This window comes from Paenibacillus sp. SAFN-054 (assembly GCF_051966755.1).
Classification (GTDB): domain Bacteria; phylum Bacillota; class Bacilli; order Paenibacillales; family Paenibacillaceae; genus Paenibacillus_AQ.
Genome location: NZ_JBQCKS010000003.1, coordinates 570,679 through 592,563, shown reverse-complemented (window position 1 = coordinate 592,563; position 21,885 = coordinate 570,679). Strand labels below are relative to the sequence as shown.

General features: G+C 53.1%; 16 protein-coding genes and 1 riboswitch. Of the genes, 4 read left to right on the top strand and 12 right to left on the bottom strand.

Annotated features, from left to right (window positions below; translation table 11 throughout):
- Positions 1-22 precede the first annotated feature (22 nt).
- The 4 genes from ACTHPM_RS18470 to ftsE all read right to left on the bottom strand — a co-directional run bounded on the left by ACTHPM_RS18470 (position 23) and on the right by ftsE (position 4,526).
- Positions 23-1,444, bottom strand: coding sequence for a S41 family peptidase (locus ACTHPM_RS18470; RefSeq protein WP_440396802.1), 1,422 nt, complete (start codon positions 1,442-1,444; stop codon positions 23-25).
- Positions 1,445-1,579: 135 nt separating this feature from the next.
- Complete coding sequence (locus tag ACTHPM_RS18465; protein WP_440396292.1) at positions 1,580-2,857, bottom strand: murein hydrolase activator EnvC family protein; 1,278 nt, start codon at positions 2,855-2,857, stop codon at positions 1,580-1,582.
- 78 nt (positions 2,858-2,935) lie between these two features.
- Positions 2,936-3,850, bottom strand: a complete 915-nt coding sequence (gene ftsX / locus ACTHPM_RS18460; protein WP_440396293.1) for a permease-like cell division protein FtsX — start codon at positions 3,848-3,850, stop codon at positions 2,936-2,938.
- The gene (gene ftsE / locus ACTHPM_RS18455) at positions 3,840-4,526 is read right to left on the bottom strand and encodes a cell division ATP-binding protein FtsE (protein WP_440396294.1); all 687 of its coding nucleotides are present in this window, start codon (positions 4,524-4,526) and stop codon (positions 3,840-3,842) included. Before ftsE ends, ftsX begins: the two co-directional genes overlap by 11 nt.
- 210 nt (positions 4,527-4,736) lie before the next feature.
- Here ftsE and ACTHPM_RS18450 point away from each other — a divergent pair, with 210 nt between their 5' ends.
- On the top strand, positions 4,737-6,170 hold the full coding sequence (locus tag ACTHPM_RS18450) for a VanW family protein (protein ID WP_440396295.1): 1,434 nt from the start codon (positions 4,737-4,739) through the stop codon (positions 6,168-6,170).
- 175 nt (positions 6,171-6,345) lie between these two features.
- Here the strand turns inward: ACTHPM_RS18450 and ACTHPM_RS18445 are convergent, their stop codons facing one another.
- From ACTHPM_RS18445 to ACTHPM_RS18410, 8 genes are all read right to left on the bottom strand, one after another.
- Positions 6,346-7,620 carry a methyl-accepting chemotaxis protein gene (locus ACTHPM_RS18445; protein WP_440421624.1) on the bottom strand — a complete coding sequence of 425 codons (1,275 nt, stop codon included), beginning with the start codon at positions 7,618-7,620 and terminating at the stop codon, positions 6,346-6,348.
- A gap of 91 nt (positions 7,621-7,711) precedes the next feature.
- Complete coding sequence (locus ACTHPM_RS18440; protein WP_440396297.1) at positions 7,712-8,056, bottom strand: hypothetical protein; 345 nt, start codon at positions 8,054-8,056, stop codon at positions 7,712-7,714.
- A gap of 106 nt (positions 8,057-8,162) precedes the next feature.
- Positions 8,163-15,014: an amino acid adenylation domain-containing protein gene (locus tag ACTHPM_RS18435; RefSeq protein ID WP_440396299.1), complete on the bottom strand. Its 6,852-nt coding sequence runs from the start codon at positions 15,012-15,014 to the stop codon at positions 8,163-8,165.
- A gap of 103 nt (positions 15,015-15,117) precedes the next feature.
- Positions 15,118-15,213, bottom strand: a riboswitch (cyclic di-GMP riboswitch).
- Between the two features lie 185 nt (positions 15,214-15,398).
- Positions 15,399-16,112, bottom strand: coding sequence for a 4'-phosphopantetheinyl transferase family protein (locus tag ACTHPM_RS18430; protein WP_440396300.1), 714 nt, complete (start codon positions 16,110-16,112; stop codon positions 15,399-15,401).
- A gap of 41 nt (positions 16,113-16,153) precedes the next feature.
- Positions 16,154-16,309, bottom strand: a complete 156-nt coding sequence (locus ACTHPM_RS18425) for a hypothetical protein (RefSeq protein WP_440396301.1) — start codon at positions 16,307-16,309, stop codon at positions 16,154-16,156.
- Between the two features lie 86 nt (positions 16,310-16,395).
- Positions 16,396-17,139 carry a hypothetical protein gene (locus tag ACTHPM_RS18420; RefSeq protein WP_440396302.1) on the bottom strand — a complete coding sequence of 248 codons (744 nt, stop codon included), beginning with the start codon at positions 17,137-17,139 and terminating at the stop codon, positions 16,396-16,398.
- A 34-nt stretch (positions 17,140-17,173) separates the two neighbouring features.
- Positions 17,174-17,893 (bottom strand): polymer-forming cytoskeletal protein, encoded by a 720-nt coding sequence (locus ACTHPM_RS18415; protein ID WP_440396303.1) that lies wholly within the window; start codon positions 17,891-17,893, stop codon positions 17,174-17,176.
- A 5-nt stretch (positions 17,894-17,898) separates the two neighbouring features.
- On the bottom strand, positions 17,899-18,537 hold the full coding sequence (locus tag ACTHPM_RS18410) for a YhbD family protein (protein ID WP_440396304.1): 639 nt from the start codon (positions 18,535-18,537) through the stop codon (positions 17,899-17,901).
- 256 nt (positions 18,538-18,793) lie between these two features.
- Here ACTHPM_RS18410 and ACTHPM_RS18405 point away from each other — a divergent pair, with 256 nt between their 5' ends.
- The 3 genes from ACTHPM_RS18405 to ACTHPM_RS18395 all read left to right on the top strand — a co-directional run bounded on the left by ACTHPM_RS18405 (position 18,794) and on the right by ACTHPM_RS18395 (position 21,676).
- Complete coding sequence (locus tag ACTHPM_RS18405) at positions 18,794-19,882, top strand: low temperature requirement protein A (protein WP_440396306.1); 1,089 nt, start codon at positions 18,794-18,796, stop codon at positions 19,880-19,882.
- 336 nt (positions 19,883-20,218) lie between these two features.
- Positions 20,219-21,220: a ketoacyl-ACP synthase III gene (locus ACTHPM_RS18400; RefSeq protein WP_440396307.1), complete on the top strand. Its 1,002-nt coding sequence runs from the start codon at positions 20,219-20,221 to the stop codon at positions 21,218-21,220.
- A gap of 90 nt (positions 21,221-21,310) precedes the next feature.
- The gene (locus tag ACTHPM_RS18395; protein ID WP_440396309.1) at positions 21,311-21,676 is read left to right on the top strand and encodes a DUF488 domain-containing protein; all 366 of its coding nucleotides are present in this window, start codon (positions 21,311-21,313) and stop codon (positions 21,674-21,676) included.
- The last annotated feature ends 209 nt before the right edge of the window (positions 21,677-21,885 follow it).

Sequence of the window (21,885 nt, the reverse complement as noted above, 5' to 3'; positions counted from 1 at the left end):
AAAGAAGGCTGAAGAGCCTTCTTTAATGATTCGCCGCAGTTGCCGCGATTTCCTTCTGAACTTCTTTGATCCCCGCTTTGAGCTGGTTATCGTTTTTCGGATCGCGGATATGCTCGATCAGGGCTGATTCCAGCGCTTCTGCCGTTTTCGCGTCCACCGAGCCGCTTTCGCTCAGCTTCTTCTCTTTCTGGAACGATTTCACTGCCGTTACCGTCTTCTGGTCGAAGAAGCCGTCTTTACGTCCCGGCTTGTATCCGAGCGCATCCAGCATGACTTGCGCGCTCTTGATATCCGCGTTGTTCATGTTGTATTTCAGCGTTGCCTCTTTATTGATCGGCGCTACCGAGAAATAGTCCGGCTGAGCGACCGCGATATCCGGCTTGATGCCTTTCTTGTGGATCCAGCTTCCGTTTGGCGTCAGCCATTTGGCGATCGTAATCTTCAGCAGGCTGCCGTCACCGAGCTGTTTGGTAAAGCTCGTTTGCACGGTGCCTTTGCCAAAGGAGTTTTCGCCCATCAGCTTCGCGCCCGCAGATTGCTGAAGCGCTCCAGCCAAAATTTCCGAGGCACTGGCGCTGCCTTTGTTCATCAGCAGGGTGACCGGATAGGACTTGCCGCTGCCCTTGGACAGGCTTTGATCGCGCTTCTTGTCCTTGTCTTCGACCTGAACAATCGTCTTGCCTTTCGGCACAAATTGCTCGGCGATATCAATCACGACGGACAATACGCCGCCAGGATTGTTTCGAACGTCGATGACCAGACCCTGCATGCCTTCGCCTTCGAGCTTGGACAGCTCCTGTTTGAAGCGTTCGCCCGTATTCAGAGAGAACTGGGTAATCTCGATAACACCGATTTTGCCCGGTTCCATGTGAGCCTTCACCGTCTCAACATCGACATCCGCCCGGACGATGGTATATTCGATCGGAGCGGCCGAGCCGCTGCGTTTGATGGTCAGCTTGGCTTCGCTGCCTTTGGGACCGCGAATTTTCGCTACCGCATCATTCAGCTCCAGTCCATGCAGTGATTCACCGTTCACAGTCAGGATGACGTCCTTGGCCCGGATCCCTGCCTTTTCCGCAGGCGAGCCTTTGATCGGGGATACGACGACGACGTTGCCATCCTCGGATGACACCTCGGCGCCGATGCCGCTGAAGGAGCCCTCAATGGTTTCCTCGAACTCTTCCGCCGTTTTCTTGCCCATGTAGGAGGAATACGGATCGTCGAGGGACTGCATCATCCCGTTGATCGCACCATCCACCAATTTGCCGCGGTCCACATCCTGATAATAATTCGACTGGATGAGATCCAGGGCTGCGCCTATTTTTTTAGCTTCGTCCTGCTTCAGTCCACCAGTTATGCTTGCAAGCACGCCTTGCCCTGAAGTAGCCTGAGTGGCGAAGCTCGATCCTGTCAAAGCCAGTGTCAGTACGCTTCCGCCCAGCATGGCCAGAAGGACCAAAAATACGACCGTACGTTTCTTCAAGTGTGATCACCGCCTTTTATTCTCCGGTCAAGCTCTCCATAAGACCCGTTCCAACCACTCTAGTATATGTCCAGCTTGTACGGAATATTTATATGCCTACAAATAAGGCATCGGATTGACGGCGGTACCGTTCTCACGTACTTCGAAATGCAGATGGGGACCTGTAACCTGTCCTGTCGCTCCGGATTCCGCGATCAGCTGGCCGCGGCTGACATGATCGCCAACCTTGACCTTGATTCCACCGTTGCGGATGTGGCCGTAAAGCGTCCACATGCCGCCTCCATGATCGATAATAACACAGTTGCCGTAGCCGCTCCACCATTCGGCCAGGGTTACCGTTCCTTCATCTGCGGCGTGGATCGGCGTTCCTTCCGGAACGGCCAGGTCGACGCCCTTATGCATTTTGCCGACTTCGCCCGTAACCGGGTGAACTCTTCGGCCGAATCCCGATGAAATGCGGGCCCCGCTGACCGGCATTAACAGAGGGCCGCCACTTCCAGTGAACCCGCCGGAGCTGGCCACGGAAGTGCTTGCGCGTTTCGCTGCTGCAGCCGCGCGTTTCGCCGCTGCCGCTTTGGCAGCCGCCGCGCGCTTGGCTGCGGCCTCCGCCTTCAGCTTGTTCTTCTCCTGCTGGAGGGCGGATCGCTTGCTGACCAGGCTTACGAGCATTTCGTTCTGCTCTTCGCTGATATCGTCCGATTCCTCGATTTGCTCATCATACTTGGCAATGAGGATTTGCTTTTGCTTCTCGTTTTCGTTCAGGATCGCCTTCTGGTTCTCCATTTCGGCATACAGGTCCTTGGCTTTGGCATACTGCCCTTCAAGCTCTTTCTTCTTGTCCAGCACGAGTGCCTTATCCTTCTTGTGCTGCTCCAGAAGATCCTTGTCCTGGTCGACGAAATTCTTCAGCGAATCGGCCCGCTCCAGGAAATCCGAGAAGCTGGTCGAGGACATGAGCACTTCCAGGTAAGAAACGCTGCCGTCCGTATACATCAATCTGACGCGGGATTCCAGCATTTTTTCCCTGGACTGAATCCGGTCTTCGGCCGCATCCAGCTCAGTAGCTGTCTCATGGAGCTTATCCTGCGTGTCATCGATTTGAACCGAGATGCGGGTCATTTTGTTGCTGACCTGCTCGATTTGACCCAGCACATATTGTAAATTTTGCGTCGTTTTGTTTTTATAATGCTCCGCTTCCTGCTTCTGCGATTCCGCCTTTTCCTTCTGAGCCTTGGCGGCCTGCGCCTGCTGCTGCAGAACTCTCATCTCGTGTTCGATTTGATCGACGGTTCTTTTCTTCGCATAGCCCTCCGAGGGCTGGAATACGGCTGCCGCCAACAAAATGACGGCCATGACAGTGGCTATCTTTTTCAACTTGCGCTCCCCATCCTTCTTTTCAAATAATTTCCCGTATGGAGTCATCCCGACATTGCAGCAACTTGCGTGATTGGTCTATACCTTCAAAAATTTGCGGATGGAAAGGGTCGTTCCCCACATCCCGATGAGTACGCCGAGTATTAACAAAAGCACGCCCCACTGCCACATTTCGCTTACAGGCAGCAGCGACATTTGCAGCGATATATCCGAGCCCACCGATGATACAAGACGGTCGTAGCCGAAGAACAGAACCAGCACGGTAACCACCGACCCGATCAGCCCGATTAGCGTGCCCTCCACGAAAAACGGCCAGCGGATAAAGGCGTTCGTCGCGCCGACCAGCTTCATGATGCCGATTTCCCTGCGGCGGGCCAGAATCGTGACCCGAATGGTATTCGAGATCAGGAACATCGACATCAGACCAAGTCCCGCCACGAAAATAAAGCCGATGTTGCGCACCGCGCGCGTCACTTTAAACAGTGTCTCAATCGTGCCTTTGCCGTATTTCACCTTCATGATCGGCTGCTGATCGGTGTGGCTCGTATTCAGTGCCTCGATCTTCTTGGCCACGAAAGGAACGGTGGTCGGCTCATATACCTCGATCTTGAACGCATCCGGCAGCGGATTGTTGTCCTTGTCGAAGCCTTCGAGCAGGTCCTTGCCCTCATCACCCATGCTTTCGCGGAAATCGTCAAGTCCCTTTTCCTTCGATATGAAATCGATCTTGCTGACCTCGGGCATGGCGGCAATTTCCTTCTGCACCGTCTCGCGGAGCTTCTGATCCACGTTCAGGTTCAGGTACGTCCGGATCTGCACCTGCTTGTCCGCTTTGTCGGCGACGGCGTTTACGTTCAGTACAAGCAGAATAAATACGCCCAAAATGAATAGAGATACGATAATGGATACAATCGACGCGACTGACATCCAGCCGTTGCGGAATACGTTCTTCGCCCCTTCCCGCAAATGCCGCAAGAAGGTGTTAAAAGTCATATCCGTACTCTCCTCTCAGCTGGTCGCGCACGATATTGCCTTGTTCGATCGCGATGACGCGCTTGCGCATCGTGTTCACGATATCCTTGTTATGAGTAGCCATCACAATGGTGGTGCCGCGGAAATTGATTTCATCGAGCAGCTGCATGATGCCCCAGGAGGTTTCGGGGTCGAGGTTGCCGGTAGGCTCGTCCGCTATAATAACCGAGGGGTTGTTCACAATGGCGCGGGCAATGGCGATGCGCTGCTGCTCACCGCCTGAGAGCTGTGCCGGCTGGCGGCCCGCTTTGGACTTCAGCCCGACCAGGTCCAGCACTTCCATGACGCGTTTTTTCATCTGGCGTTTCGGCGCTTCGATGACTTCCATGGCGAATGCCACGTTTTCATAAGCAGTAAGCCTCGGCAATAGTCGAAAATCCTGAAAAATAACGCCGATGTTGCGTCTGACGTAAGGAATTTTGCGCTGCTTCAGCTTGCCTATATTAAACCCGTTTACCGAAATCTGGCCTTTCGTAGGCACTTCTTCCCGATAAATGAGCTTCATGAATGTCGATTTACCTGCGCCGGACGGGCCGACGACATATACGAATTCGTTGCGGTCAATTTTGACGGATACCCCTTGAAGCGCATGGGTTCCATTCGGGTAGGTCTTCCATACATCCTGCATTTCAATCACTTCATTATCACTTCCTAATTACATAATTAGCCATTATAATTTCGACACGTTCCAGCTAATTCCTTTAAAAAACTTTAGAAATCATCACGATGTTTATCATTGTAACAAATTTGTTACCTTTTGAGTACCCGAAATTTTCCCAAAAGTTTTACATATATATGAAAAATAGACTCAATCACGTTCTATACGAAGCGAAAAAAGGTGGGAGCCATGAAAAAAGTTCATTTAATGCTGATCATCATTGCCAGTTTCGTGCTGATCGGTTCCGTCACCGCCGGATGGATCCATCTGTATATCAGTTCGAATACGATCCCTGAGCATGTGCAAGTGGGCGGCTGGGATGTGGGCGGGAAAAAGAAGGATGACGTGCTGAAAGAGCTGGATGCCAAGCTGGATCAGCTTCACAAGAAGCCGCTCATCCTGACCATGGAAGCCGATAATGTGCCGGATGTCACGATGCCGCTTCGCAGCGCCGGGATAACGTTTGAAGCCGATGCCTTCCGCACTGCGGTAGCCTCCCTTTACGAAGGCAGCTGGAACGATCGATTCGAGGCGCGCCGGCAGTTTGTCCGTGATTGGCCGATTCAGCCGCACTGGAACAGTTCCCTGATCAAGCAGCGATTCAGCCCTCGTTGGGAGGAGAAGCAGTTTGGCCAACCTGTGAATGCTTCGCGCCGGATTACGAAGACAGATGAAGTCGTCTATACGCCGGAGAGCTCCGCGCTTCGCATCGACTGGGAGACATTTACACGCACCCTGACCGCCGCCATTCCAAAAAGCTTCCCGGATTCGGAGGCCGCAGGTGCAGCATTCAAAATTAAGCTTCCTTTATATACGCTGAATCCCAAAGTCACCGTAGGATCACTGAGGGAGGAAGGGGTCGACCGTAAAATCATCGAGTTCAGCACCAGTCTCGGCACCAGCGCCGCGGGACGCGCATACAATGTGAGCTCGGCTGCCAAAGCGGTCGACGGCATGGTGCTGAAGCCGGGAGATATTTTCGATTACGGAAAGGTCATCGCCACGGCCGAAGCGAAGTACGGCTTCCGCGAAGCTCCCGTCATTCTGAACGGCAAGCTCGTTCCGGGAATCGGCGGGGGCATCTGCCAAGTTTCCAGCACCGTATATAACGCTGCCCTGCGTACCGGTCTGCAGATTGTCGAACGGCGCAATCATTCCCTGCCTGTCAGCTATCTGCCAAAGGGACAGGACGCGACCTTTGCCGAGGGCTCTATCAATTTCCGTTTCAAAAACACGACCGGCAAGTCCCTGGTTATTCGTTCTTACGTCGACGACAATACGCTGACGGTCAAGTTTTTCGGCACGCTTCCGAAGAATACCGAGTATTCCGTCGAATCGCGCACCGTCGAGACGCTGCCTGTGACGGACAAATTCGTCAATAACAAGGACGTTCCGGTGGGTGCGCAGGAAGTGCTCCAGGAGGGCAAGCCGGGTTATATCGTCGAAACCTATCAGGTGAAAAAGGTCAACGGAAACGTGGTGGAACGCAAGCGGATTTCCCGCGACACCTACCGTCCCCAAAACCGTCTCATCGCCGTCCATTCGGTTGAACCGGGCAGCGGCGATTCTTCAGGCACCAAGGATCAGATCGTCGAGGACGGGGTCAGCGGTCCGAATTTTTAATTCAACGGGCTGCATATACGGGCCTGAAGCTGCTCCGCATGATCCATATATCAAAAATGGCGACCTTGCTTTCCGCGCTCAGCGGAACAAAGTCGCCTTTTCGGCATCGACCTAAAATGGAAAGAAGAGGACAGCACAGCACGGTGAATCTTTAGCATACTGCCCCCGGTGTCCGTTAGTTGGTTAGAGGAGCCGGCACTGCCTCTTCTTCATGACCCACGATGCCTCGATACTCTTGAAGAATAAGGTCCAGCTCCTCCGAAAGCCCGTTTAACGATTCGGTCGCGCTGGATATCTGCTGCATGATTGCATGATGTTCTTCCACAGCCTGCGTGACGCTATTCATCTCAGACGTGGTCTTCACGGCAATCTGCTCCGTTTTTTGCATGGCAGCGGCCAGCTGCTCGGCACCAGCAGCGATCTCTTCAACCGATGAGGATACCTCCTGCATTTGGCCCGCGACCTCACCGATCGAAAGCTTGATGAACTCGAAGGATTCACCCGCTTCATTCACGACTCGCAGTCCCTCGTTCACTTGTCCCGCAACGATCTTCGTTGAGTTCACCGCTTGTACCGTTTCTTTCAAAATTTCGGTGACGACCTGTGTAACCTGCTTGGCCGATTGTGAGGATTGCTCCGCCAGACTGCGCACTTCGCTGGCAATGACCGAGAATCCACGGCCTTCATCGCCGAACCTGGCGGCTTCGATCGCCGCATTCAAGGCAAGCAGATGGGTCTGTTCGGATATCTCCCGGATAATGGAGACGAACGAGACGACCTTGCGCGAGCTTTCGTCCAGGCGGTTCATGATGTCCACCAGGGAATGAACCGTCGTATTAGCCTCATCCATCTGTCCAATGGCCTGCAGAATCGATTCCTGGCCTTTCATAGCCTTGAGGGAAGATTCGTTTGCAGCCACGGCCGCCTCGTCTGCGCTTCCGGAGATATGCCGGATCGCCCCGACGACATCGCCTACCGTATTCGAGCTGATCCGGATCATCTCGGTTTGCTCATTGGAATCGGCGGTTACGCCAAGCGTTGCTTCCTTGATCATATCCGATACATAGAAGCCCATTTCGGCGCTGCCTTTTACCTGCTCGATCGTGTCCGCGATTTGCGAAATTTTGCCGCTCACCTGATCCGATAAGTCCTGATATTGAGCCATCCCCTGCGGAAGGCTGTTCTTGCCGTTTCCATCGCTGTACACCTTCAGACCTTGCAGCTCCGCTTCGGTGTAGGATGCCGCTGCTGCGGAATCAGAGCGTACACCGGCCGAGCGCAGCAGCCAGGCTGCTATGCCATAACTGACCGGGACCGTCAATACCAGGCTGATGATGAGTCCAACGAAGCCGGGAAGCCCAAGCAAAAAACAGATAACGTTAATGACCAGTACGGCTCCTGAAAACAACCCCGCCCCTTGCAGGCCCATCTTCTGAAATGAATTTTGCATGCTGGGATGTTTGTCTTTCATGGTGCTTCTCCACTCCACCTATCTAATTGCACCCGGTGCCATAAGACACCGGGTGCATTAAATTTTTTTATTAGTTTTTCAGGAACGCTTCTGCGTCTTCCAGCTTCTCAAAGGAATCAACCACGTCGCCGAACATGCGCTTCATTTGCAGTTTGGATACGGCGGAACCCGTGTAGTAGGCCCATTTGGACAATCCATGATCCACAGACAGCTGGCCGAGGTGGCTCAGTCTTTCGGCAACGTCCATCGTGAACAATTTGCCTTCGCTCAAATCGGTCATGCCGATAAAGCCTGGTTTTACACTCTCAAGAGCTTTGTTGAAGTCTGCGATGTAGTTGTCTACGTCGTCCTTGGTAATTTCGAATACTTTAACATTGACACGGTTTTGAGCAGGGTCGTAATTAATTGTGTACATTTGATCTTCCCCCATCTGTTATGAAAATATTGGTTTAATGAAAGGATAAGCAAAAATGCTAGATTTGTAAAGAAGAATTTACCGAATTTTGTAGAATTATGTCGAACTACATAAATCCTTCTTTTTTACAGTGTTCAAACATGTTTTTGATCATTGATAAGTTCAGTGAAGACCACTCAAAACCAAATTTCGACAAAATTCGCACCGTTTTGTCGGAGCTGATTTTGAAGAAGGTGGTAAAGATCGTTTCTTCCATCCAGCCGTAATGCAGCATGATCTGCTCGATGACATGCTTGGACTGCTCGTCGTCGTAATGGGCATGAAGGTAATCGATGAATCCGTCGAAAGGAAGCAGCTCCACTGACCGGCCCAGCGGGTTTTGCTGCAGCACGGCACCGACATTTTCCTCATGCGGGTTGGCGATATGGAACACCTCGTTCTGTAGCGCCTGGCAGTCGGCAAGCATCAGGATCGCTTGGCTGGACTGGTCCACATAAGTAAAGTCGATCTCATTGTTCTCTCCGGATACCGTGCCAAGCTCCATGAACGACTTCAGCGTCGTATAGAACGCATTATCGGCGATGTTCTCCTGGAATCTTCCCGTTGCGGAATGGAAAACGATATTGCCGAGGCGGTAAATGTTCGTGACGATTCCCCGTTCCCGCGCCTCCAGCACGAGCCGTTCAGCTTCGAACTTGGTCTTGGCGTAATAATTCTCAAACTGCTGTCCCAAGTCCAGATCGTATTCCGTAAAGAACGTATGCGGTCCTCCGTCAATAACTCCGGTAGCGACGCCGAGCGTCGAAATATGATGCATATGCTTCGGTTTTCCCTGGGCCGCAAAATCAAGAAGATTCGCCGTCGCCTTGACGTTCTGCAATTCAAAGTCCGCGTAGCTGCCGTAATGCTTCACGTTAGCCGCAGCGTGGAACACCGCATCCGTAAGCTTACCCAGTTCATCGTACCGTTCTTCCGTTAATCCCAGACGCTCCTTGGTTATGTCGCCCGCATGAACATGTATGCTTTGGCCGACCCGATCAAACCAATCCGGGCCGAAGTAATAGGCGCATTTAGCCTTCAGGCGCTCTTGAGCCTCCTGATCCGATCCGCCGCGGACGATCGCATGGACGTTCCATCCTTTGCCGTTCACCGCTTCATAGAGCAGATGCGCACCCAGATAGCCTGTTGCACCCGTCAGCAGGATATCGGAATAGCCATTGACCCGTTCGGTATCCAAGGAGTCATACCTCCGGTTGCGGTCTTCATAGCCTGCCTCTTCCTCCGAGAAATCGAGGTCCTTCAATCCGGCATACAGCTGCTTGACCTGCTCCAGCCGGGTATGAAGATGATTGGTTTTCGGCTTGATTTTGCCTGCCAGCGCCGCAACCGTCTGATATTCAAAAATATCGTTCATGCCGATTTCAAACTGCTTCTGAAGCCTTGCCACCACAACGGTGGCTTTGAGCGAATGTCCGCCAAGCTCGAAGAAGTTGTCGTGAATGCCGATCCGTTCCACCAGCAGCACGGACTGCCATACATCCGCGACGATCTGCTCCAGCTCTGTTCGGGGACCCACGTAATCCTTGCTCCGGCCTTGCGATGCATCCGGCTCCGGCAGCGCTTTGCGGTCGATTTTGCCGTTTGGCGTCAGCGGCATTTCAGGCAGCTGCATGAAATAGGACGGAATCATATAGTCCGGCAGCTGCTTGCCGATATGCTCCCTGAGCTCGCTGTTCGCAAGATCCGAAGCAGCCGTGAAATAAGCGCACAGATAGTGACCGCCTTTGCCGTCCTCTTTGGCCACGACGATCGCCTCCGACACCGACGCATGGTTCAGCAGGCTGTTCTCCACCTCGCCCAGCTCGATGCGGAATCCGCGGATCTTGACCTGGTGGTCCAGTCGGCCCAGAAACTCGATCGTTCCGTCTTTGGCCCATCTCGCCAAGTCGCCGGTCTTGTACATGCGCTCACCCTTGTTGAACGGATTCGGCACGTAACGCTCCCTTGTCATCTCTTCGTTGTTGTAATATCCCCGGCCCACGTTGTCGCCGGCAATATACAGTTCGCCCGCAATCCCGACCGGCTGCGGCTGCAAATGATCGTTCACGATATAAATTTGCGTGTTCGCAATCGGCTTGCCGATTGGCGGCAGCTCCGGAATATACCCGGACGGGTCGATCGTATGCGTCGTGACGACATGCGTCTCCGAAGGACCGTAATGGTTATGCAAATGCACGCCGTGCCGTGTAAGATGCGCGCGGAATTTCTCCGGCACGATCAGCTGCTCACCCGCCGTGATGACATGCTTAACGGTGGACGGGAAGCGGTCCGCATATTCTTTTTCGTTCAAGATGAACTTCAGAAAAGACACCGGCATGAACAGGATTTGAATATCGTTCTTCTCGATATGCGTCAGCAGGTCACCCACGCTCATGCGCAGATCGGCTGTAATCAGATGCAGCGTGCCGCCTGCCGCCAGCGTCGACCAGATCTCCTGTGAGCAGACGTCGAAGCTGATTGTGGTGAATTGAAGCACGTTTTTGCTGTAATCCACGTTCGTAGCCTCGCATTCATAATGAAGCAGGTTCACGATGTTCCGGTGCTCGATCATGACGCCCTTCGGTTTGCCTGTCGTGCCCGACGTATAAATGACGTAGAGCAGGTCCGAAGGTCCGTTGACGGCCGGCAGATTCTCCGTATGGTTGCTGTAGGCTTCTTCGCCGTCGACCAGCAGCGTTTCCCCTGCAAAATCGACCTTGCCTGCCAAGTGGGCCTGCGTTAACAGCAGCTCGGTGTTGCTGTTGGCCATCATGTAAATGATGCGGTCCTCAGGGTATTCGGGATCGATCGGCACATACGCGCCCCCCGCCTTCAGAATCGCCAACAGTCCGATAATCATCTCAAACGAGCGGTCCACCATCAGCCCGACCACCTGATCCGGCTTCACGCCTTTGGTCCGCAGCGTATAGGCAAGCCGGTTGGCGCGTTCATTCAGCTCGCGGTAGGACATTGCCCGGTCGTCAAAGACAAGAGCTGCCTTGTCCGGCGTACGCTGAACCTGCTCCTCGAACAGTCCATGAATTGTCATGTGGTCCCGGTATGGAGACTCCGTGTCATTGAGAAGGCGCACGACGAACTCTTCTTCTTCGGCACTCAGCATATCCAGCTCGCACAGCGTCTTGTCCGGATGTTCGATCGCATCCGTGAGCATCCGCATCAGACGGCTGCCGAACGCTTCGATCGTTTGCCGTTCAAACAAGTCCGTGCAATACTGCAAGTCGATACGGAAACTCTCCTCTTCCTCGGTCACATCCACCATCAAATCGTATTTGGAAATCGGATGGATATAGTCGTGAAGGGAAGCGTTCGCCTCTTTGAGCCGAAGCTCGAGCTTGCCTGTATTTTGCATGACGAACAGGGTATCGAACAGCAGGTTGCGGCTCGGATCCCGCGGAATATTCAGCGAGCGGACAAGCTCCTCCAGCTCATAATCCTGGTGCTCGAACGTATCCAGCAGCGCGCTCTTGACCTCCTGCAGCAGCTGGGCAAACGGCTTGCGCTTCTCCGGGTAGCATCGTACGGGCATCGTGTTCACGAACATGCCGATGAGAGACTGGATCTCTTCATGCATTCTTCCGGCTAGCGGAACCCCCGTGATCATATCTTCCTGGTTCGTGTAGCGCGCCAGCAGCGCATGATAACCGGCGAACAGCACCATAAATGGCGTCGTTCCCGTAGAAAGCGCGAATGCCTTGAGTTTACCCGCCGCGTCAGCGTCCAGGCGAATCGTTACCGTTTCCCCGCGGAAGCTTTGCTTGGCCGGGCGCTCGAAATCCGTCGGCAGCTGCAAAATCGGCAGCTCGCCCGATAAGGTTGTCTCCCAATACGCCCGCTGCTCCTCGCCGCCGTCTGCTCCTGTCGTTTCAGACTGCCACAAGGCAAAATCGGCAAATGAGATCGGCAGCTCTTCCAGGCTCTCTCCGCGATACAGGCGTGCCACTTCATCGAAGAATACGTTAGCCGATACGCCGTCGACGGCAATATGGTGGAAGTCCACCAGCAGCACGGAGCTCTCGTCCGATCCGCAGCGGATAAGCCAGGCTCTAACCAGCGGCGCCTGGGCGAGGTCGAACGGCGTAATCAAGGAGTGCAGCAGCTCTTGCAGGCTGTTCTCGGCGGATTCCAACGCATTCAGGTTGAATTGGACCTCTTCCTGAATCCGCTGCACGATCTCGTCGTCCTCCCAATGGAAGGAGGTGCGGAATGCGTCATGTCTTGAGATCATGGAACGGAACGCCTGCTCCAGAGGAAGCCGGTCGACCGGACCTTCGATCCGGAAGGCAAACGGCGCGTTGTATGCCGTACCCACCTGGTCCATCTGCTCGATGAAATACAGTCTCCGCTGGGCGGAAGCTACCGGGTAACGTTCCTGAACGGGGCCTTTTACGATCGGCTTGGCAGAGGAGGCTTGAAGGGTCACCGCTCCTTCGCCTTCTGCGATCCGGTTATGAACGGCTGCTTCAAGCCACTCGGCCTGCTCGCGCACCGTCGGACGCCCGAACAAAAGGCTCACCGGCACGGATACGCCGAAGCGCCGTTCCAGCTTCGTTTGCAAAATCACGACCTTCAGCGAGTCTCCGCCTGCCATAAAGAAGGATTCGCATGCACTGATGCGGCCGAGTCCAAGCACCTCGCCCCACAGCGAAGCAATCCCCTCTTCCCACTCCCCGGCCGGAGCCTCGAACTGCTCCTCATCCACCGTCGTTACAGGGGCGGGCAGCGCCTTCCGGTCCACTTTGCCGTTGGCCGTCAGCGGCAGCTCCGTCAGCTGCACCAGCTTGGCCGGCACCATGTACTCCGGCAAATGTTCGGACAAAAGCGCACTCATGTCCGCATAAGTGAATGCACCGTCCGCTACGACATAAGCACACAGATATTTCTGACCCGAGGCGTCGTCCAGGTCGATGACGATCGTCTCGGATACTTGCGGATGCTGCAGAAGGCGATGTTCAATCTCGCCGATCTCGATCCGGAATCCCCGGATTTTCACCTGATGGTCGATCCGTCCGAGGAACTCGATGGTTCCGTCCTCCGTCCACCGGGCCAAATCGCCCGTACGGTACATACGTCCGCCGCCAGCCAGCTCGCTGACAATGAACTTTTCATTCGTCAGCTCGGGCTGATTCAAGTAGCCGCGCGCGAGGCTCTGGCCTGCGACGCATAATTCTCCGGGAATGCCGATCGGCTGCGAATGGCCATAAGCATCCGTTATATAAACTTGCGTGTTATCGACGGGATGTCCGATCGGGATATTCTCCTCCAGCGCCGTGACACGGTAGGCGGTCGTTACCACGGTATTCTCCGTCGGACCGTAACAGTTATACAAGTCGTAATCCTGCTTGCTGAACGATTTCAGCTTGTCCCCTCCCGCAAGCAGTACCCGCAGCGAAGGCTGGTCGAGCGTCATGAAATGCTCGCAAAACTGCGTCGGCAGAAAGCTTATCGTGATGGCGTTATCTTTGAAGTACGCATGAAGCTGCCCGGAGTCCAGACGGATGTCTTCGGGGATGACGTAGATGGAAGCGCCAGCTACGAGGTAAGGGAAGATTTCCCACACCGAGGCATCGAAGCCGAAGCCCGCATATTTGGTGGCCCGGTCCTTGCCGGTCACGCCAAATTCCCTGTTATGCCACGCGCACAGATTCACGAGCGAGCGATGCTCGACCATAACGCCTTTCGGCCGTCCGGTCGATCCGGAGGTATAGATGATATAGGCAAGATCATTGGACGTTGCCGCTTCAGGCGCATGTGTCCCGGTGGCATCCGTGTCGCCTACGGTCTCCTTACCATTCAGCGCTTCAGCGGCGCAAATCATCTCGCCTTGGAAATGTATCTTCCCGCCCAGCTGCACTTTCGGCTCCGTTACCAGGATCCGTGTGCCGCTGTCCTCCAGCATATAAAGAATCCGATCAGCCGGATAAGCCGGGTCAATCGGCAAATAAGCGGCCCCTGTTTTCAAAATGGCCAGCGTGCCCACGATCATCTCGAGGGAAGGCGTCGCAATGATGCCAACAATAGTTTGGGGAGCGGCACCCTTCTGTACCAGAATCCGGGCCAGCTTGTCCGCCTTCTCATTGAGTTCCCGGTAAGTCAAAGCCTCGTCTTGATAAACGATAGCGGTCTGATCCGGTGTCTTCCGCGTCTGCGCCTCGAACATTTCATGAATCGTGCAGTTCAGGTCGACCGGCTGCTCCGTGCGGTTCCAGGCCGACAGCTGCTGCACTTCCTCCTCTGACAGCATGCTGATCTCGCCCAGCATCGCACCCGGTACAGACACACATTCGCTTATCATATTCTGCAGATGCATTCCCATCCGGCGGATGGAGTCTGTCGTAAACATATGTTCCGCATACCAAATCTCAAGTCCGCTGTCACCATCGCCTTGATACGAGACAACAACGTCGAACTTGCCCTGGAGTTCAGCAGGAGTCAAGCCGCAGCTTGTCAGGATGGCCGTATTGAACAGAGGCAGCGCGCCTTCCAGTCCGCATATATCCGTAAGCTCACGCAAGCTTACAGATTTCAGGCTATTCGTCTCCATCGCAGACCCCGCCTGCTGCATCAGCTGCTGAAGCGGTGTTTCTCCCTCCGCCGCCATGACAAGCGGGTAAGCCTTCTCCGCAGAAGCGAGCACGGCAAAAGCAATTTCTTCTCTTCTTAAATATTTCATCAGCAGCATGCTCCAGGCCGTACCAAGCAAGGCCTCCGGATTAAATCGTCCCGATGCTTGCGCCTTCTGAATCATCTGTTTAACATCCTGCGGCCATGTATAAACGTGTTTTTGCAGCGTGCGAGGCGATACGGCGGATTGAATGCGAAGGATCGTGCGTTCTTCCAATTGTTCAATCACCGGTTTCCATTCCGCTATACTGGATTTCCCCGTTGTTAAAAGCGACATCTTCATCTTTCCTTTGCTTTTTCATAGTTGCTGAACTAAAGGCTAACACAACAAAAAAACTCTACTAGCCGTCAGTAGAGTTCGTTTAATAACGAATACGTCATTCGGCAGCTGGCTGGCATTCGCGATCGGTACCGATCACTGTAAGCCCCTTTAGCTTTGTGTCCCTCTCTTTCGAGGAGGTTTACCACTTTTCTCGGTTGGTTATGGTGTATGGGTCTGGGCAGACCCCCTGTAAACCATATCCAATTTTATTACTAATATATACCATGTTTGCGTCCAAGTACAGGTAAATTTATCCCATGAATAGGAAATAAAAGTGACTATATCCCTAAAAATAAAATACCTAAAAGGGAAATAGAACTATGAACATTGTGTGAATTTTCACAGATGTTTTCCTACTAATTCCATAAAAGAGATAAAAATCTCATTCATGGTGGCATTCTGGAATAAGATTTCTCCATCTTCTGCAGGTACACAGACTGAACATGCGTATTCGTCATCAATCGACATACTTTTCATATATCGACAGGTGTCGACCTTTTTATTACAGGATATGTAATAACCATCTCCATATTTTTCCGTTCCAATCGATGACAACGGAACGGACAGTCCCATACCGATCGCCTTCACGTAACTTTCCTTGAGCGTCCACAATTCATAAAAAAAACCGTCCCGAAGGTCGGCAGGACAATGCCGCCATCGTTCAAGCTCAGTGTGCGTAAAGCACAGCCGGGCTACCTCGTCCTCCGCTTCGCCGATCTGCTCGATGTCGACGCCAATAGGGCCCTCCGTGCTGACTGCACAGACGACCCAATCCGCTGAATGCGATATGTTAAAGTGAAAATCCGGATAACCTTTCAGGGATGGCTTGCCATAGTCATTCTTCGTAAATTGAACCTGATCAACAGCAATACCGGTTCTCTCGCAGGCAACAACCCGTTTCAGCACGGCCGAGACGATCTCGCGTCTTGCATCCTGCTCCGCCCTGTACCTTGCCGCCTTCAAGCGGACCTCCTGCGGTAAATGCGCAGCAGCCTTATCAAGCCATTCCGGATGAAGCATTTGTTCAAGATGTACAGCATAGATTACCGCCATGTCCTTCACCCTCTTGTTCTATTGAATCAGCAAGACTTGGCTCAAGGGAGCAAATTCAGCTGCCGGGCCTGTGCCTCGGTCAAAATATATTCTTCGCTAGGCCATACCTCATCCTCTTGATCCACGCCGAACATCTTCATCACGTCCGGCCAGATTCCCTTTTCCACCGCTTCTTCCTGCGTAATGATGACTTTCATGAATATCAGCCTCCTTGCGCGCTATTTATTCAGCATTACCCCAAAGTATATCGGTTGATACGGCTCTGCATTTTATGGACGGCTATCTACAAACCTGTCTGCACCAATTGTGACACCGAAGCTTCGCTGTCCTGCTTGAATTCATCCTTATACTCCACAAGCCCGATATTGCAGCCAGGTCCTATGATGACGCTTCTGCCTCGGACGACGGCCGCAGTGGTATGTTCCAGGACGATCGTATCCCCTTCGATGATTTCCGCTGTAAGCGTCCCCTCCGTGAGGGGCATGAACTTGCCGATCAAGGGAAGCCCGATCCCCTTCCTGACCTCGATCCGGCTCCCTACGAGTTCCCGCAGACGGCTGGGTCCATACAGCTTGAGATCCGCCTGCCCGGCGTTTAGCATACCGTTGACCTCGACCGTCCCTCTGACCAGCATTTCTTCCATCTGGCAATCTGCGTTCACGTCCAGCTGGCCCGTGACTTTGACCTTATCCGCCGACATGCGGCTGCCCACGGCAAGCTCGCCATTGACGGAAAGCGTTCCTGCGGTAAGCTCGCCAGCCACCCGGACCTCTCCTTGCACCTTCATACTGCCGCCGCTCATGGTGCCTGCTACCTTAAGCGTACCATTGCAGGAAGTACTGTCCGCATGAAGCGAGCCCTTCACCTCGGCATTCCCCAGGCATTTGAACGTTTCACAATCCGTGCTTCCGTTGATCACGGCATCGCCCATGATTTTGACTTGATGAAAGGCTCCGCCGTTCGAGCTGCCGCTACCCGTGATTCTGATGTCGCCGCGGCTGCCGCTGGAATTCCCGTTCCTCATCATATGCTTGATTCCTCCTTTGAAGACATGATCAATTTTATCGTTGATGAGCCGATCCGATGACCGCGTCGCCGTCCCGTTTCAGGCTGTTTTTGTATTCCACGCGCCCGATTTTGCAGCCCGCACCGATTCTGACGTCATTGCCGCGCACGATCTCCGCTTCGGTATGTTCCAAATCCAGCTCGTCGCCTTCGATGGTGTGAGCCTGCAGCTTGGCGGACAGCACGGGAACGAACTGCTCCAGAACGCTGTGCTTCTTGAGTCTTCTGACCGTTATACGCTCCCCTCCGATTTCCTGCGCCTTGCACGCCATGTTCATCTTGATGTCGATCAATCCCGCATTCAGCAGACCGTCGATGTTAACGCCACCATGGACCGACAATACCTCGCACTGAACGTCGTCCCTCGTTTTCAGGCTGCCGCTGATCTCGACCTTCTCCCCTTCCAGTCGCCCGCCGATCGACAAGCGTCCATTCACGGTCAGCAGCTCATGGCAGGCCGCATGTGCCTTAACCGTGACCATGCCGTCGAGAACCATCCGGTTAACGGACAGTTCTCCTCCCACCGTTGCCGTTCCGTTCACGGAAACCTCCTCGCTTTGCAGCCCGCCTTCAATGGTGAGGGTTCCGTTGCTGCCCAGCGAGATGCACTCTGTATTGCCGTTAATTTTGGTCATGCCGTCCAGTCTGATATTGGAATAAGCCCCGCCTTGCGCCTTGCCAATGCCGGAAAGGGTCAGATCCGATCTGTTTTCCATTCTGCTCAGGCCTCCGTTTCGTTCAGCTTCAGTTTCAGTTCCTCCATGGATGCGGCCAGGGACAGCCGGAAGATCCATTTTACATCCTTGTCAAAATACATCTGTTCTGCCGATTCAGCCAAAAATAGCAAAGGAATGCCCATTTTGCGGACCAGCACCAGCTCGCCGGCTTTGCCTTCCATCTTCCCGTAGTGCTCGCGCATAACGGCGATCAGCATTTTTCCTTCCTCCTGCGTGATTTCTCCGCTCTGCAGGAGTTTTTGCAGTACATACACCGCCAGGATGCCATTAAAGGACAATGCCTCTTGGGCTCCCATTTTTTCCTCGAACAGTTTCATCGCAAGTTCCGTAACAATGTTACGTTTGATGAGGTCGGATGGGGAAAGGGACTCGATCAGGGAGCTTGGTGAGAATACGTCCGCCAGCTCATCCAGCGACAAATCATCCTTCATATTCTTGATGCGTTCGATGCGCTGCAATATTTTATCCTTGGGAAAAAAGGTTTCCTGGCCTGTATAGGAAGACCTGCGGACAAACCATTCTTCGGGAATCAGATTTTTGCGTTTCCAGCGGTACAGCTGCCCATAGGAGATGCCTGTCAGCTCCAGCAGTTCCTTTTTCGAAATCAGATCGTCTTCGTTCATGACATCGCCTCCTCGCAAACCAATGTAACATAACATTGTTACGTTGTAAATAAGTGTAAAACCATTTTGCCCCTCAAGTATGATGAGGCCATACGGAACACGCTTCCGTTTCCCTTGCAGCCTCACCATAGTTCTTCGAACTTATAGACCATGAGGTCAAATTAGATATAATTAAATGATCACGCAAGATGAGGCAGAGCCGTATGTTGTGCCTATCTCTGTATGCGTCCAATTAAAGGAGGAGATTTCAAAGCGTATGGTCGAGAAAAAAGTCACCTGGCTGGAGCTATTTTACGATCTGATATTGGTGGCAGCCGTCTCAAAAGCAACGCATGTATTAACACATGTCGAGGATGGGATTATTCCGCTCGCCTATTTGTTGAAATTCATTCTGATTTTTATTCCCGTCTGGTGGGCATGGGTCGGACAAACGCTCTTCGTGAACCGGTTCGGCCAAGACGTTTTTCTGCATCGGGTGCTGATCATTCTTCAGCTTTTATTCGTCATAATCATGACGGCGAGCTTATCCACGGACTTTGACCGGTACTACGTCCCCTTCTTTGTGGGATATATCGGTTCAAGAGCATTGACGGCCGTACAGTATTTGCTGATGCATCGAACGAAATCCGGTCATCAACAAACGACTGCAGCCTATTTGGGAAAACACTTTGTATTCGGCATATTGGTATCATCCGGATCACTATTTTTCGACTCGTGGATTCGGTATGCCATTTTGTATTTGGGGATTGCCGTCGATATTATCCTCCCCCTGATCGGACGCCGCCATCTTGTAAGAACGCCGATCAACACCTTTCACTTATTCGAGCGCTTTGCCCTATTTACGCTCATCCTTTTAGGTGAATCCGTCGTCAGCATACTCGCCGTGCTGCAGTTTAATCACTGGAATCTGTCATCGGTTCTGTTCGTGGCGTTCACAAGCCTGCTGATCATCGCCATTTGGTGGCAGTACTTCGATAATATCGAATCCAAAGTGAATAAGGACAGGCATACCGCCGGACAAACCATTATTTACGGCCACCTATTCATTTATTTATCGATGAGCATGATCGCCGCTTCTATTCAACTGCTCTATCAGCAGCAGCTCCAGTATTTCTTTATGCTGATGTTCGTGTTCGGATCCGTGCTTCTTTACTTCTTTTCCACCACGCTGGTCTTTCACTTTTATAGACATCCGCATCTGCGGTTAAGACCCTATCATTTGGCGATACTGCTAGGAATCCTGGCATGCTGTGCAGCATTTGACCTGCTCTATCAGGTACCAAATTACGTGATCGTGGGAGAAATGATGGTGTTCTTTATCAGCTATGCGAAGCTGACGACCTGAGGTTTGCCCACATCGTATCGAAACGTCAAACATTCATCCGGCAATTTTATGCTCACTCACGCCTTTTTTGCCTTGTTCCACAGCGTTTTGTTTCCCATCATTCGCAAAGGCATGGCGTACATCTGGGGTGCGTGTCGTCGACGGTGAGTGTTGGTTCTATCAGATACTCTCGCAAGACAGGGGACTTTCCAACAAAAGTTGGGGAGTCCCTTTTTTGGGGGTTGCAAGTCTGTTTCATTTGCATATAATTAGTACCAAGTACTAATACTTGATATTAATTATACTTTGAATCGAATGACCATGAATGCAGAATCCATGATAAGGAGCGATTTAGAAATGAACATTCCAGCTTCCCGTGCGAAAATCACGGCGATCGGGACGTACGTGCCCGAGCAAAGATTAACGAATACCGATTTGGAAAAGCTCGTCGAAACCAGCGATGAATGGATCGTGCAGCGGACCGGGATGAGAGAACGCCGGATCAGCGGCGATGGCGAATTCACTTCAGATCTGTGCATCCGGGCAATCGAGAACCTCGTGGATACGTATCACGCCAATCTGGAGGATGTCGATCTGATCATCGTAGCCACTACTACCTCGGATTATGCTTTTCCGAGCGTTGCCTGCCTCATTCAAGAGCATTTCGCTATCCGCAGCACGGGAGCGTTTGATTTGAACGCCACATGCGCCGGGTTCGCCTACGGTCTGCATATCGCCAATGGCCTGATCAGCTCGGGAGTGCACCGCAAAATTCTCGTGGTCGGCGGCGAAACGCTGTCCAAAGTAACCGACTACACGGACCGGACGACCTGCATTCTGTTCGGGGACGGAGCGGGAGCGGTGCTGGTGGAATACGAGGAGAACGATCCGGGCTTTATTGCATCGATCCAAGGTACCGATGGCAGCAGCGGCGCGCACCTGTATCGCTCCGGGTTGTCGAAGACGCTCAAAGGGCAGCCGCTTCAAGGCCATGGAAAAATGGTTCAAAACGGACGGGAAGTGTATAAATGGGCGGTTCGCACCGTCACTTCAGGTATCGAAGAGCTGTTATCCCGCGCCGGCATGACGACGGAGAATATCGACTGGTTCGTCCCTCATAGCGTCAACCTGCGGATGATTGAATCCATCTGCGAAAAGACGGGCTTTGCGCTGGATGATACGCTGTACAGCGTCGAGTATATGGGGAATACTTCATCCGCCTCCATTCCCCTGTCGCTTGGGCTCGGGGTTCGGGAGGGCCGATTAAAGCATGGAGACACCCTGCTGCTGTACGGATTTGGTGGTGGCCTGACTCATGCGGGCCTAATCGTGAAATGGGGAGTTCCGGATTTATCTTAAGCGGAGTCCTGCTTTTTCTAGGGGAGCCTTTCGGGGTTATACTAGAGAAAAGACCGCCGCAGTCAGGCGCCTGAAAGGAAGGGTTACGGGATGACCATTCAGTTAAAGAGGGTATATGACCCTGCAGCTGATGAGGACGGCGAACGTATATTGATCGACCGGATCTGGCCCCGCGGACTGACCAAGGAGAAAGCCCGGCTGACTTCATGGATGAAAGAGGTCGCTCCCAGCCCCGAGCTGCGCATCTGGTTCGGCCACCGGCCGGAACGCTTTGAAGCCTTCAAAGCCCGTTACGAGAGCGAGTTATCCGGCGCTGAAGTTCAACCTTTGCTGGAGAAGATCCGAAGCAGCTCCGCTTCAGGAAAGGTGACGCTGCTGTACGCCGCCAAAGATCGGCAGCATAACCATGCGATTGTCCTTAAAGCCTATTTGGAGGAACAGGAGGAGAAACCCTAAGCATCCTTGAGTCGCCCGCGTCGTATGGTGTACGCGATTTTTCGGACACCCAGGGGCGTCCGGGTCGCGCGATGTATGCGAAATTTCGCATACATTTGGCTCGAGGTCTGCCCGTGCAGCCTCATGTATTCGGTTTTTCGCATACATTTGCCTCGGGTGCCGCCCGCAAGGCGTTATATACTCGGTTTTTCGCATACATTTGGCTCGAG